Origin of the sequence: Labilibaculum sp. DW002, from assembly GCF_029029525.1 — a bacterium.
Classification (GTDB): domain Bacteria; phylum Bacteroidota; class Bacteroidia; order Bacteroidales; family Marinifilaceae; genus Paralabilibaculum; species Paralabilibaculum antarcticum.
In genome coordinates this window covers 26,803-41,213 of sequence record NZ_JAKJSC010000012.1, presented here as the reverse complement: position 1 = coordinate 41,213, position 14,411 = coordinate 26,803, and the positions used below count along the sequence as shown (strand labels likewise).

Sequence of the window (14,411 nt, the reverse complement as noted above, 5' to 3'; positions counted from 1 at the left end):
AATTAAATCCTCAACAGTTACAGTAGCATTACAAGTACTAACATTAGCTGAAGCATCAGCAACAGTTAACACAACCGTATTTGCACCAAGATCAGCACAAGTAAAATTAGTTTTATCAAGGGATAAAGTAAGAGATGCAGCAGATGTACAATTATCAGAACTACCATTATCAATTTGATTGGCAGCTATACTCACATTTCCTGTTGCATCTAACTGAATCGTGATATTTTGACAAACAGCTATTGGGTCGGTTATATCCTCAACCGTAACATTACTCTTATCTGTTAATTCAATACCACAAGTTGTTGATGAATTTACAGCATAAACATTATAGATTGTATTTACCGCAGGCGTAACATCAAAAGTTATATTTCCGCCAGTACCCGAAACTGCAGAGCCAACTGAACTATCATTACTATCTAAACGCAATTGATAATCTATTCCAGAAACACTATTTTGTAAAGTTATTGTAGCTGTACCACTTGGACAAATTGTAGGATCTGAAACGGCAAGAGAATGATCAGGCAAAGAACTAACCGTTACAGTTAAATTCATATCAGCAGAAAGACAGGCACTTGCCGTTTCTTCGTATGCATTTACCACATAATCTCCCGCTACTACATTCCAAACAATCTCAATTACACTTTCACCACTGACAATAGCCTCACTATATTGTATGCCTGCAGCAATACCGTCTTCGTCTGCTACGGCAGATCCACCATTATAAATTGTACCGCCTTGTACGGACCAAAAAATAGTCGAACCAGCAAATCCTTCAACCTTATATAATCTTGTCTCTCCAGAGCATACGTCCTCGGTAGCGGACAACACTGTTTGAGCATTAAGATCAACTTTAGTCAAAGTAATCAGAATAACCAGTATGAAAATTTTTATGTGTAAAAGTTTCGTCAAGCGATCTGTTTTAATGTAAATTCAATTATAATTTGTAAAAATATACTATTAATTTATAATAACTATAACATCTATACGGCGATTGTTAAAAAGTGTTTAGTTTTTTTATAATTAAATAGATTTTTTATTTGTTTAATATTCATAAAACCGCTACAAACCCGTCCATTTTCCATAAGAAATCATAACGATAAATATCACTAATCTAATATAAAAGTACTTTCATCCAGTAAAGTTGTTATTTCATGGAATATATGCAACAACTCCAAATTATTCGATATACCAACAAACACTTACATGTCAAATCTAATAGAATTCTTTTTATTTATTCATGATAAATACCCTTTGGACTTGGCTCTGCTACAACTGAGAAAGTTTCCGCTTTAGAGCAAGACTTAGCATCCGTTACCGTTACAGTATATCCACCAACTCCTAAACCTGTAGCATCAGGTGAATTCAAACCACCATCATGACTCCAAGAGTAATTATAAAACGGGCTACTTCCAAATGGCGTTCCTGTAGAAACATCCACATTTAACGTCCCATTACTTCCATCTGAACACACATTACTTGAAGAATTCAATGAAACTACCGGATGGGGATTAATAAAAATCCCTGAAATATTTTCGGTATTACTACATCCATTTGATTTAGTTACAGTCAAAGAAAAATCTTTTGCAACCAAAACAGATGTCGAATAAATCACACTTGTATTAGCCGAAATTGAATTTGCAACATCAGCAGCTGGCGTCCATAAATAAGAATCATCCCCATTACTATTTTGAATTGTTGATTTTAAATTGATAACTTCTCCACTACAATACTCTAATTTGTCCGTACTAATTGTAAAATGTGAATTCTCATTCACTGTTAAAACCATATTATCAGTATCAATACAAGATGCAGATGCCGAGGAAGATTCTTTCACAGTTAGTGTATAAGTATATGAACCATATGGAATATCTGCAGCGACAGTAGGATTTGGAGCATTAACATTATTCAAATAACCAAGCCCCGCATTAGGAGAACAAGACCACTCATAATAAATACCTCCACCTCCTTCTAACTGCACTGTTTCACCTTCACAAATCGTTTTTGCCGGTCCAGCTTCTGCTGCAATGGGTGTCACTGCAGGCATTACAATATCAAAACTTGCCGATCGACATGCAAATCGATCTTGCACAGATATGGTGTGCGTTGCTCCAACCGTAGGATCACTTAATGTAAAAACATTATTATCTTGAAAAGCTCCTCCATCTAAACTGTACTGATAATCCGCTGGATCTAAGCCAAACTTTAAATCAACAGTAATCGTAGCAACTGGTGTAGCACCTAAACAAGACACCAAACTTGTTGGAGAGGCCTCAATTTCAGGGACATCTATTATCGTTACAACTTTTTCATAATAATCAGGAGCAGAACAAGGACAATTCTTTAAAAAAGATAATCGCAATTCTTCATCTCCCTCAATATCATCATCTGATAATGCCTTATAATAATAAACCAATTCATCCATTCCGGCAGGCAATGTCACCGTAGTTGGTATTTTACCATCTCCTATCTGGTTTCCAGCTGCATCCACATATAAATAATCAACCCCATTTTCTGCAGAACCTGAAATATTCAAATCAAACGTCATTTCATCTTCAAAATCCTCTTTTCGAACAAATTTGATATAACTACCACCGCAACCTTCGTACATGAAATCAACATCGTCTTCAACACCAATTCCATTTTGAATTTCAACTTCATTTGATTTAAAACTCTCTGCTTCCAGAAAAACAGCTGAATCGTAGGTCCTATCGGATACATCAGCAATTATCAATCGAATATGATAAGTTTGACAAGGCACCACATCTGCACTTGCAGTCAGCACGATTGTTCTACCATCAAATTGAGTCGCAAAACCTCCTGTCCCATCTACGTAAAATGAAGCATTTCCACACCCTTGGTCATTTACATTATTAATTGTAACAAAATTTGTACTAGAAGGCAAAAGAGCTATATTCTCTCCTCCATTTAAAAATGGTCCGGAGATCCCTGGCCCACTTAAAATAAAACCAAATACATCATTATACGCTCCACAAGCATACTCGGGATATTCCTCAGAAGCAAACAAATACCTAAATTCTAATTTATCTCCAGCAGGCACAAAATCAAATTCTAAAATCTGAACATCTCTCGCATTAGTATTTAATCTCGTAACATCAGAATCAGCAGTTGCACCATCAATATTTGAACTTTCATTTGTTTTATCATTTCGCCCCTCTGCATCTCGTACCTTACCCGTCGATATAATCACCCCAGATGATAAAGGAAAATCTGAGGTGCCAGCATTAAAATAGCCAACGCCATCTTTTTCATCTCCTGAATAACTTATATTATCTGCAGTCAAACAACCAGTCACTAAAACATTTCGAACCAAACCTTCAGAATCATATTTGTCCTCAGGGCTTTGGCGATTAACCTCTATTGAATCTTCTGACGGAAAATCATCATCAACAATTGTTACCATAACCATTTGGGTTCCATTTTCAGTGCCACCCACAACACTAGACACACTAACATTCAAGCTTTCGTCTCCTTCAATATCTGTATCATTAACAGCACTAACTGTGATACTTGCACTTAAACTCCCTTGAGGAACAACTATTTGCAATTTGGATATTGCGTAATCTGAAGTCGAAGCCGTCCCAGACATTGCGAGATTAACAAGGACATCGGTTGAAGCAATTCCAGTTAAAGTAGCTGTTAGAAAAGCGTTTCCCCCATTCTCGTCAATTGAACTTGGCGAAACAGACAAGCTAACTTCAGGAATAAAAGCAAGTACAGTAACAACAGCATTACAAGTAGATAAATTTCCACTAGCATCAGAAACAGTAAGAATAACAGTGTTTGTTCCAACGTCGGCATTGGAAAAATTGGACTTATTCACCGACATAGAGCTGATTGCGCAATTATCTGTACTTCCATTATCGACATCAGCACCTGTTATGCTCGCATTCCCAGACGCATTCAACTGAACAGTTATATTTTTGCATTGAGCCGTAGGGTTTAAATCATCAACAACTGTTACCGTTGATGAACAAGTTGATTTATTTCCAGCCTCATCTTCGACAGTAAGAGTTACCGTATTAGCACCTAAATTTGAGCAATCAAAAGAGTTTTTATCCAAGCTCAATAATAAATTGGCATTCACCGTCTCAACATCACTACTTCCATTGTTTATATTTACTGGAGTTATGATTGCATTTCCAGATGCATCAAGATAAACCGTATGATCTTTACATTTAGCTACCGGAGTTGCACCACTAGCAATTACATTTAAAGTATAATCTTCGACTTCCCCATAATAAATATCAGCACATGCATTCCCTCCTCCAAACCAATCAATTCTAACTCTCATTGTAATTTCGCCAATAACTCCTGATGGTGGAGTTATCGTTGCAGTATACTTCCCACTTCCAGCCGAAGTTGAAATAGTTTCATTTGCACCATCAAAATTCCCATCATTATTCCAATCTACCCAAAGTTCACACTCATAACCATTATTATAATAACTTGGCGTGACTGTTAGAGTGTAATTCTGTGCAGGATTCAAATCTGTAGATAAATTTGTATAATCCATAAATCCACTAGAGTTACTATTATTATCTATATCACCAATATTTACATTAGAAATATAAGCATAAGAATAGCTATTGGTATACCTTCCAGTAGGTATACAATACGTCACACTCTCACCAGTAACCTCAACATCATCAATTCTATAATACTCATAATTACCTGTCCCGTTTTTAAATTGCACACGAACTTGTAAAGTTGATCCACTTAAACCTGTGATAGAAGCATTTCGATCCGTGTTATTACTTGAAAAATCATCGTACCACGGACTACTAGAAAAATCCTGCCAACTACCACCATCAATTCTGTATTGGAAAAGAATATAATCCTCATCTATATTATCTTTAGGCTCCAGCCCACCAGCTTCCTGAGCATTAATCGAGACTGACACATTAGAATAACCTGCAATATTTATTGAACTAGTAAGCCATTCTGCAACTTGCCTATTATTATCACGGATCTCCAACTTTTGATTCTCCACTCGAAACCAATTTGCTCCAACATACCCGGAAGTGCTCCAACGACCACTCTCTGAAGAATTACCATTATCACCAGAAAAGTCCTCACTCCAAATTATTGTTTGAGCTTGAATAGCGTCAATGAAACTAAAACTAAATATGAAAAGAAGAATAATCTTAAAAGAGAAAAACGAAAGAAGTTTTTTGTGAGCTGAATCTTGCATAGGGAAATACTTTCAGAGTTTTACAGGGACGAACAAATTAGGGTCAAAAATAATTATTTTTACCTCAATTCGTACACTACGCAGAAAAAGAATATTTGTTTAATTATTTTTTAACAAAAACATTCACAGACCCTTAATAATATTCAGTATAAATTATTAAAGGTAAATAGCAAGGAACGTTGGACTTACCCTAATTACAGTACTTCCAAAATGAGTCATATTTGCTTCACTAGAACTACTCCCTGTATTATAATTGATTGCAGTTTTCCAGAAATATAATATATCCCATACTAAAGCACGTTGACGACAATGAGACTTATTTATGAAGTCAACAAAATTAAACATTAGGATAAAAACTATTAATTCTATGCCAAGTAGAAGAAGAGACAATGCCTTTTTTACATGAAATAAATACAGTATTGGCTAGAAAACATGATAATTTAGATTGGAATAACCCATGACTTTATATCATCCATACAAAAACATGTAAATAACCACCGACTCAAAAGGTCAAATATTTGAAGAAATAATTAGAAGATGAAAAGTTTAATGCAAAAATCTTGATTTCTACTCATGATAAATGCCTTTAGGACTTGGTTCAGCACCTACATCATAAGTCTCAGCTTTAGAACAAGACTTAGCATCCGTTACCGTAAGAGTATATGTTCCAACTCCTAAACCTGTAGCATTAGGTAAATTCAAACCTCCATCATGACTCCAAGAGTAATTATAGAATGGACTTGCACCCAATGGAGTTCCTCCAGACACATCTACATTCAGAGTACCGTTACTCCCATCTGAACAGATAATACTTGATCCATTAAGAGAAATAACTGGATGCGGATTAACCAATACACCAGAAATATACTCAGTATTACTACAACCATTCGATTTTGTCACAGTTAAAGAAAAATCTTTAGCACTCAAAGTAATGACACTATAAGTCGCAGTAGTATTAGCCGAAGTTGAATTCGCAACATCTGCCGCTGGTGTCCATAAATAAGAGTCACCTCCATTACTATTCAAAATTGTAGAATTCAAACTAATTACTTCTCCACTGCAATACTCTGTCTTATCAGAAGCTATCGTGAAATGGGAGTTTTCTTTGACAGTTAAAACCATAAAATCTGTATCAACACATGAGGCCGTTGCAGAATTAGACTCTTTTACCGTTAGGGTATACGTGTAAATACCAAATGGAATATCATCCGCTACTGTAGGACTAGAAGAATTTACATTATTCAAATATGTTAATCCAGATGCAGGAGAACAAGACCATTCGTAATAGATACCTCCACTTCCGTTTAACTGAACTGTTTCACCTTCACAAATCTCTTTTGAAGGCCCAGCTTCCGCTGCAATAGGAGTTACAGCCGGAATCGTAACATCAAAATCTTCTGAGCTACATGCAAATTTATCCTGAACTGTTATTGTATAAACAGATCCAACTGGAGGATTGGTTAAGGTAAACACATTATCATCTTGAAAGGCGCCACCCTCCAAACTATACTGATAATCTGCGGGATCAAGACCCGATTTAAGATCAATAGTTATTGTAGCAACTGGAGTAGCTCCCAAACAAGACACCAAACTTGTTGGAGATGCCTCAATTTCTGGAACATCAATAATCGTAACTACCTTCTCATAATAATCGGGCGCAGAACAAGGACAACTTTTCAAGAAAGACAATCTCATCTCTTCATTACCCTCAATACCTGTATCTGAAAGAGCTTTATAATAATACGACAACTCAGCTACACCAGCTGGAAGTGTAACTGTTTCAGGTAATTTCCCATCTCCTATTTGCGCACCAAACTGATCGACATAAATATAATCAACACCGTTCTCTGCCGACCCAGATATATTTAAATCAAAAGTTAATTCAGTTCCAATATCTTCAGTACGTAAAAATTTAATATAACTACCTGTACATCCTTCATACATATTCTCTATATCATCATTAATACCGATTCCATTCTGTATTAAAACCTCATTAGATTTAAAACTTTCCGCCTCCAAAAATACAGCAGAATTATATGCATCATCCCAAACATCAGCAATTATCAATCTAATATGATAAGTTTGACAAGCAACAACATCCGCATTTGCAGTAAGAACTATCGTTCGTCCGTCAAATTGAGTTGCAAAACCACCTGCTCCATCAACATAATAGGAAGAATTACCACATCCCTGATCATTTACATTATTGATCGTAACAAAATCTGTGCTTGATGGCAACAGAGCTATATTCTCTCCACCATTTAAAAATGGACCAGAAATTCCTGGACCGCTCAAAATAAAACCAAAGACATCATTGTAAGCACCACAAGCATACTCTGGATATTCTTCAGAAGCAAACAAATACCTGAATTCAAGCTTATCTCCGGCAGGAACAAAATCAAACTCTAAAATCTGAACATCCCTTGCGTTTCCATTCAATCTAGTAACATCCGCATCAGCGGTTGCACCACCAATATTATCCGTGGCGTTACCACTATTAGGTCCCTCAGCCTTTCTTACCTGTCCTGTTGACATAATAAGTCCTGAGGATAATGGAAAATCAGAAGATCCAGCATTAAAATAACCCACACCAAGAGTTTGATCACCGCTGTATTGAACACCACTAGCTGTCAAACAACCCGTTACAAGAACATTCTGAACTAATTCATTAGGTGAATAACCATTTTCGGGACTTTGTCGATCTACTTGTATTGGATCAGTTGATGGCATATCATCATCTACTATCGTAACGATAACCATTTGCGTACCATCTTCCGTTCCATTTACTACATTAATAACACTTATATTCAAGTTCTCATCCCCTTCAATATCCGTATCATTTACAGTTGTCAAATTAATACTTGCAGAAAGATTACCTGCAGGTATTACGATACTATTGTTTAAACTATAATCTGCACTTGTTGCAGTTCCTGAAAAACCTAATGTCACAGTTACATCTGAAGTTTGAACACCATTTAAAGAAGCAATGATATTCGTACCGCCGCCTTCTTCAGCAATAGAATTAGCTCCAACTGATAATGAAACTAAATCCGTTCTGTCCCCATACACAACAACATTATCAAAAAAGTAATATTCATTACCGTTATCATTATTCACAACGACTCTAATTTCCAAACTACTTCCACTTAAACCACTTACTGAAGCTGTAACTGACCCAAAATCATTATACCTTTCCTCAAAACTAACCCATGCACCACTTCCATCAAGCCGATATTGACACCTTATAAAATCATCATTTTCCATTGTCCCATTTTCACTTAGATCTAATGAAACTCGAACATTTGCATATCCAACTATTGAAATACTCTCAGAATTCCATCTCGCATCACCATCAACATCGCGAAAATACAATCTCCTTGCTCCACCCAGAATCCTTATGTAATCTTGATTATTCGACAAGGTACAATCGGAATAATCCAAGCTCCACTTGGAAACTCCTCCGGGATAGCTTCCTAAATTTCCTGATCCATTAACACCAGACCCATTGGCATATCCAGAAAAATCTTCACTCCAAATTGTAATTTGGGCAGTAAGTTCAGCAGTAAAACCAAAACATAATATTATTACAAATAATAATTTGGAAAGTATACGAGAAAGATATTTTTTTTGAGTAGAGTTTTGCATAAGCTAACATTTCAGAATTATCTGGAATATAAATGATCAATACCAAAAATTAATTATTCTTAATTCATAGGGCATACGAAGAAAAAGTCAATTTGTTTAAAAATTATTGAATTAATTAACTGTAAAACAAAGCATACGAATATAAATATAGTCAAAACAAAATCATTTTTAACAAACACAAACACTAAACAGAATCTGCTACCTTTGACACAAACAACACAATGACAATCGAAGCTTGAAATATTATGACGGAATACAAATACATCTTTTTCGACCTAGATCGTACCCTTTGGGATTTTAATAAAAACTCAGAAGCGAGCTTAATGCAACTTTTTAGAGACTACCAGTTACAAGCAAGCTTTGGAAGTTTTTTATTCTTTAAATCGCGATACACATACCATAATGGGAAACTTTGGAATGCTTACTACCAAAAAAGAATCTCAAAAGAAGAATTAATGTACAGGAGGTTTTACCTTACATTAAAAGAATCGGGAATTGATGATCTTGTCTTGGCCAAAGAAATTGCTCAAGATTTTATTGACATTAGCCCTTTGCAGACAATCACTTTTCCAAACACTCACAAAACACTCGACTACTTAATCGAGAAGGGATATATTTTATCGATCATCACAAATGGTTTTAACGAAGTTCAATATCGCAAATTAAAAAACGCGAAACTAGATACTTACTTCACGAATATCATAACTTCTGAAGATGCGGAAGCAAATAAGCCTCACCCAAAAATTTTTGAATACGCCTTTGACGTAAGTGGAGCCAAGGCAGATAACTCTATCATGGTTGGTGATGATTTAAAAACAGATATTGCAGGAGCAAAAAAAGTCGAAATGGATCAAATCTATTTCAATCCTAATAAATCAAAGCACTCTGAAAATCCAAGCTTTGAAATTTCAGACTTATTAAGCATTACCCAGATCCTATAATATGCTAAACAACACATTTACCTTTCAATCCGAAACCTGATTTTAATGTTCTTTAACAATTTATAACACAAATCTTAAAAACAGGTGTGATTAATAAGAAAAGAACATTTATATTTGTAGCGGTAATCAACGTAGTTTGATATGCAAACAAACTTACGTTGCCAACATCTGGTTGTACCGTGACTTTCATAAACAATTCTAAAGGATAGTTAAGTAACTAAGGTCGATAAATTTGCAAATGGTTAATAATATATTGAGTCTATTTTGGGAATCACACAGGTGTAAAAAGGCTAGGCTTAGGGGGCTTAGCCTTTTGTTTTGCTCTTTTTTCAAAAAAAAACTCTTCAGATACAATATCGGAAGAGCTACATGTTTCATTATAAAACGATTAGGTTTTTCTTTTTTTCTTTTTAGCCGCAGGAAATAGTACATTATTCAAAATTAGACGGTAGCCCGAAGAATTTTTCTTAAGATTTAAGTCAGTAGGGGGATCACCAACCAAATGTTGATAATCTTCAGGATCGTGCCCTCCAAAAAAGCTCCAGGTACCCTTACCAAAGGTACCATGTATGTACCGAGCTTCTTCAGCCTGTTTATTCTCCCCCATTATAAGAACATTAGGTTTAATTAAATTAATATTGAAAGCTGTTGTTTGTCCCATAAAACCTTTAATTAGGTTATTGTGATTCTGACATAACATGCTTGGAACAGGGTCCCATTTTGCTGAAAAATCGAATAAAGTAAAATAATCTTCATCTTTTCTAACTTTTCTATCCAAGGTTACATCTATATTAGAAAACTCATAAACATGCGGATTCGTTTCCAATTTAAAATCCTGAAAAGCAAAGGTCTTGGAATAATCCAAATGAGTGTGAACATCTGCCTCCATCGGATCTCCATCAAAAGCAGCATCGCAAATATCATGACCATCGGCAGAAAGAGCAATATCGAACGTATCAGTAGCCGAACACATGGCAAACAAAAATCCACCTGCCTCTACAAAAGCTCTAATTCTATTGGAAACGGCTCTTTTTAAATCCGACACTTTCGAGAACCCAAAACGATTTGCACGCTCGGTATTTGTCCGCACTTCATCCTTATACCATTTCATATTACGATACGAAGTGTAGAACTTACCATGTTGTCCCGTAAAATCTTCATGATGCAGGTGCAACCAATCATATTTCGACAATTCTCCTTTCATCACTTCATCGTCATAAATAAGGTCGTAAGGAATTTCGGCATAGCTTAGAGCAAGAGTAACCGCGTCATCCCAGGGCTTTTTGCCTTTGGGAGAGTAAACAGCCATTAAAGGTATCTTTTCTAATTTCATGGCCTCCATATTGCGCTCATCACTTGCAATATCTTCTAAAACTTGTTGTGCCGAAATATCACTTAATACCGAAAAAGAAACTCCGCGTACTTGACATTCATCTTGAATCTCTTTGTGGAAGGGTAGCAGAAAAGATCCTCCTTTATAATTCAACAACCAATGAATTTGATAATCTTTTTCGAGGGTCCAAAAAGCAATGCCATAGGCTTTCAGATGGTTCTTTTGACTATCATCCATTTGTATTAACAAACTAGCAGAATAAGAGGTATAAGAAATCATACCAACAAATAGTAAAAGCACTAATCGGCGACAGTATTTTTTCAAGAACGCATTATCTTCAATCATAAAAGCAAGATAAGAAATTCTATTTGTAAATAAGTTTTTTGAATTGATCTAAAATGGAGGTGCGTCCTCAAAATCATTTGCTCCTCCAAAACCAGCACTCATATCATCAAACCCATTCGATTCTTTAGGTTCCTGATTCATACTAGAACTAAACGTTTTCACATCGTCTAAACCTGGTGTTGCAAATGGATTTGCCGATTCTCCCTCTAAATCCATAAATCGAGCTAATTGATTACGGAAACGCAACTGAATTTCTCCTACGGCACCATTACGATGCTTTGCAATAATAATATCGGCAATACCAATCAATGAATTTCCTTCTGCATCCTCAGTAATTCCATAACGCTCGGGACGGTGAATAAACAATACCATATCGGCATCCTGCTCAATCGCTCCAGATTCACGAAGGTCAGACAACATTGGTTTTTTAGCATCACCTGTACGCTGCTCAACACCACGATTCAGCTGCGACAGCGCAATAACCGGAATATTCAGCTCCTTGGCAATAATTTTAAGCTGACGAGAAATTAAAGATACCTCCTGCTCACGATTACCTCTCATATCAGAACCTGCTGTCATCAGCTGCAAGTAGTCGATAATCACACAACCAATATCGTGCTTCGCTTTCAGTCTTCTGCATTTCGAACGCAATTCGTATATCGACAAACCAGGCGTATCATCTACATAAATAGGAGCATCAATCAAGCCTTTAATCTTTGAGTGCAATTGCTCCCATTCATGATCAGCCAATCGACCATTACGAAGTTTTTCCGATCCCAATTCGGTTTCAGAAGAAATCATACGCTTAACCAACTGGTCACCTCCCATCTCAAGAGAGAAGATTGCAATTGGGGCTTTATGCTCAACGGCCATATTCCTGGTCATAGACAGCACAAAAGCTGTCTTACCCATAGATGGTCGGGCAGCAATAATAACAAGGTCAGATTTTTGCCAACCTGATGTAATACGATCCAATGCTGTAAAACCTGATGGCACACCCGACAATCCATCTTCACGCTTACTAGCTGCAATAATCTGGTCGATTACTTCGTCGGCAAGTGGACGAATATGTGCAGATTCTTTTTTAATATTCCCTTCTGCAATATCAAAAACATCCTGCTGTGCCTGATCAAGCAAATCGGCAACATCGATACTTTCATCGAATGCAGAGCTTTGAATTTCAGATGAAACACGGATTAATTCGCGCTGAATGTATTTTTGTGCAATAATACGAGCATGATGCTCAATATGCGCTGCATTTGCGACTCTGGATGTTAATTGTGAAACGTAAAAAGGACCACCGCAACTCTCCAGATCATCCTGACGCTTCAACTCTTCGGTAACTGTAAGAATATCAATCGGTTCTTCCTTAGAAGAAAGGCTCATAATAGCCTTATATATTTTCTGATGGGCAGGTTTATAAAAACTATCGGCTTTCAACAAATCACCAACAGAAATAATAGCATCTTTCTCCAACATGATAGCACCCAAAACTGCCTCTTCCAGCTCTACTGCCTGAGGTGGTACTTGTCCGTAATCAAGATCAACTTTATTTTTCGATTGATTGTTATAATTATTTGCCCCAGCCATACAATATTAAATTCTTTTTATTCAAGTTTAGCATTCTAAAAAAAATACAGAATGCAAGGACAAAGATAGAAAATAAAAATGCTTCTAATTGATTTTTTTTACGACTATAAATCCAGTATTTTTACCATTCAATCATAAAACTTATTACCTGTGCTTTCTTTCCCAAATGCTAAAATCAACATTGGTCTTAATATCGTAGAAAAACGAGCTGATGGATTCCATAATATTGAAACTATTTTTTATCCTATCCCCCTAACGGATGGACTGGAAATTGCAAATTCCGATGTGGTAAATTATCAGTTCAGCTCTTCGGGTATTCCTATTAACATCGAAGATAAAGACAATATTGTTTGTAAAGCATTTGAATTGATTCGCTCCAAATACAACATTCCATCAACAGCAATTCACTTGCACAAAAACATACCATTTGGAGCAGGCTTAGGAGGAGGGTCAGCAGATGCTGCTTTCATGATAAAAATGCTAAACACACAATACAAGCTAAACATCCCCGTTAAAGAAATGGAAAATTTAGCTGGTCAAATCGGTAGCGATTGCCCATTTTTCATTCAAAATAAGCCTGTTTTTGCAAAAGAAAAAGGAGATGTATTCTCTAAATGCAGCATTAATCTTGCTGGATATCATATTTTACTGATCAAACCTGATATCCATATTGGCACTCCAGAAGCATATGCCAATACAAAACCAGCCATTCCAAAACAAGCTCTGGAATTGTTAATCAAAGAACCAATTGAGACCTGGAAAAATCATATTGTGAATGATTTTGAGGACAGCATATTCCCTAATCATCCTGAGTTAGCGAAAATCAAATCTGATCTCTATGAACAGGGCGCTGTTTATGCATCCATGTCGGGAAGTGGATCGAGTATTTTTGGTTTATTTAAAGAAAAACCAACTTACACTAGCCCAAAACATTTTACATGGATAGGAATACTAGATTAACCAATTCTACAATATAAAAAAGAGCCTGATTATTACAATCAGGCTCTTTTAATTTATCTCTGTTCAGAGGGCTTACTCAATTTCCACCATTAATAATCTGTTGGGAACCTTTATTCCTTCTGTTACATGAATCTTGGCAATTTTACCATCGAAAGGCATCAAAATTTTATTTTTCATCTTCATAGCCTGAAGAATCATAAGGCATTCGCCTTCTTTAATTTCCTGTCCTTCCTTCACAAAAATCTCAACAATCGTTCCTGGAATAAAAGATTTAATGTGGTTCGGATTTGGTCTTTCCCACTTCTTTCTATTCGCAACACTTTCAGGAATCTCAGTCTTGTAGATCGTTCCATCAATGTTGAACTCTTTTAAATTACTCATA

General features: G+C 36.1%; 7 protein-coding genes and 1 pseudogene. 2 read left to right on the top strand and 6 right to left on the bottom strand.

All coding sequences use genetic code 11. The features are described 5' to 3' along the window. From L3049_RS21365 to L3049_RS21355, 3 genes and pseudogenes are all read right to left on the bottom strand, one after another. Nucleotides 1-912 (bottom strand): annotated as a pseudogene (locus L3049_RS21365) (hypothetical protein); the annotation flags it as partial. Between the two features lie 322 nt (nucleotides 913-1,234). Beyond that, nucleotides 1,235-5,215 (bottom strand): choice-of-anchor L domain-containing protein, encoded by a 3,981-nt coding sequence (locus L3049_RS21360; protein ID WP_275111875.1) that lies wholly within the window; start codon nucleotides 5,213-5,215, stop codon nucleotides 1,235-1,237. Between the two features lie 567 nt (nucleotides 5,216-5,782). After that, nucleotides 5,783-8,860, bottom strand: coding sequence for a choice-of-anchor L domain-containing protein (locus L3049_RS21355; protein WP_275111874.1), 3,078 nt, complete (start codon nucleotides 8,858-8,860; stop codon nucleotides 5,783-5,785). A 245-nt stretch (nucleotides 8,861-9,105) separates the two neighbouring features. Here L3049_RS21355 and L3049_RS21350 point away from each other — a divergent pair, with 245 nt between their 5' ends. Beyond that, nucleotides 9,106-9,801: a YjjG family noncanonical pyrimidine nucleotidase gene (locus L3049_RS21350; RefSeq protein WP_275111873.1), complete on the top strand. Its 696-nt coding sequence runs from the start codon at nucleotides 9,106-9,108 to the stop codon at nucleotides 9,799-9,801. Between the two features lie 388 nt (nucleotides 9,802-10,189). Here L3049_RS21350 and L3049_RS21345 read toward each other — a convergent pair whose 3' ends face one another. After that, nucleotides 10,190-11,479, bottom strand: a complete 1,290-nt coding sequence (locus L3049_RS21345) for a hypothetical protein (RefSeq protein ID WP_275111872.1) — start codon at nucleotides 11,477-11,479, stop codon at nucleotides 10,190-10,192. A 48-nt stretch (nucleotides 11,480-11,527) separates the two neighbouring features. Continuing rightward, nucleotides 11,528-13,069 carry a replicative DNA helicase gene (gene dnaB, locus L3049_RS21340; RefSeq protein ID WP_275111871.1) on the bottom strand — a complete coding sequence of 514 codons (1,542 nt, stop codon included), beginning with the start codon at nucleotides 13,067-13,069 and terminating at the stop codon, nucleotides 11,528-11,530. 150 nt (nucleotides 13,070-13,219) lie between these two features. Between dnaB and ispE the strand changes: the two genes are divergently transcribed. Next, complete coding sequence (gene ispE / locus L3049_RS21335) at nucleotides 13,220-14,029, top strand: 4-(cytidine 5'-diphospho)-2-C-methyl-D-erythritol kinase (protein ID WP_275111870.1); 810 nt, start codon at nucleotides 13,220-13,222, stop codon at nucleotides 14,027-14,029. A 72-nt stretch (nucleotides 14,030-14,101) separates the two neighbouring features. Here the strand turns inward: ispE and L3049_RS21330 are convergent, their stop codons facing one another. Then, complete coding sequence (locus L3049_RS21330; protein ID WP_275111869.1) at nucleotides 14,102-14,410, bottom strand: biotin/lipoyl-containing protein; 309 nt, start codon at nucleotides 14,408-14,410, stop codon at nucleotides 14,102-14,104. Nucleotide 14,411 lies beyond the last annotated feature (1 nt).

Excerpts from the sequence above, each read along its gene's own strand:
- L3049_RS21360 (WP_275111875.1), bottom strand. The coding sequence starts at position 5,215 with ATGCAAGATTCAGCTCACAAAAAACTTCTTTCGTTTTTCTCTTTTAAG.
- L3049_RS21355 (WP_275111874.1), bottom strand. The coding sequence starts at position 8,860 with ATGCAAAACTCTACTCAAAAAAAATATCTTTCTCGTATACTTTCCAAA.
- L3049_RS21350 (WP_275111873.1), top strand. The coding sequence starts at position 9,106 with ATGACGGAATACAAATACATCTTTTTCGACCTAGATCGTACCCTTTGG.
- L3049_RS21345 (WP_275111872.1), bottom strand. The coding sequence starts at position 11,479 with ATGATTGAAGATAATGCGTTCTTGAAAAAATACTGTCGCCGATTAGTG.
- dnaB (WP_275111871.1), bottom strand. The coding sequence starts at position 13,069 with ATGGCTGGGGCAAATAATTATAACAATCAATCGAAAAATAAAGTTGAT.
- L3049_RS21330 (WP_275111869.1), bottom strand. The coding sequence starts at position 14,410 with ATGAGTAATTTAAAAGAGTTCAACATTGATGGAACGATCTACAAGACT.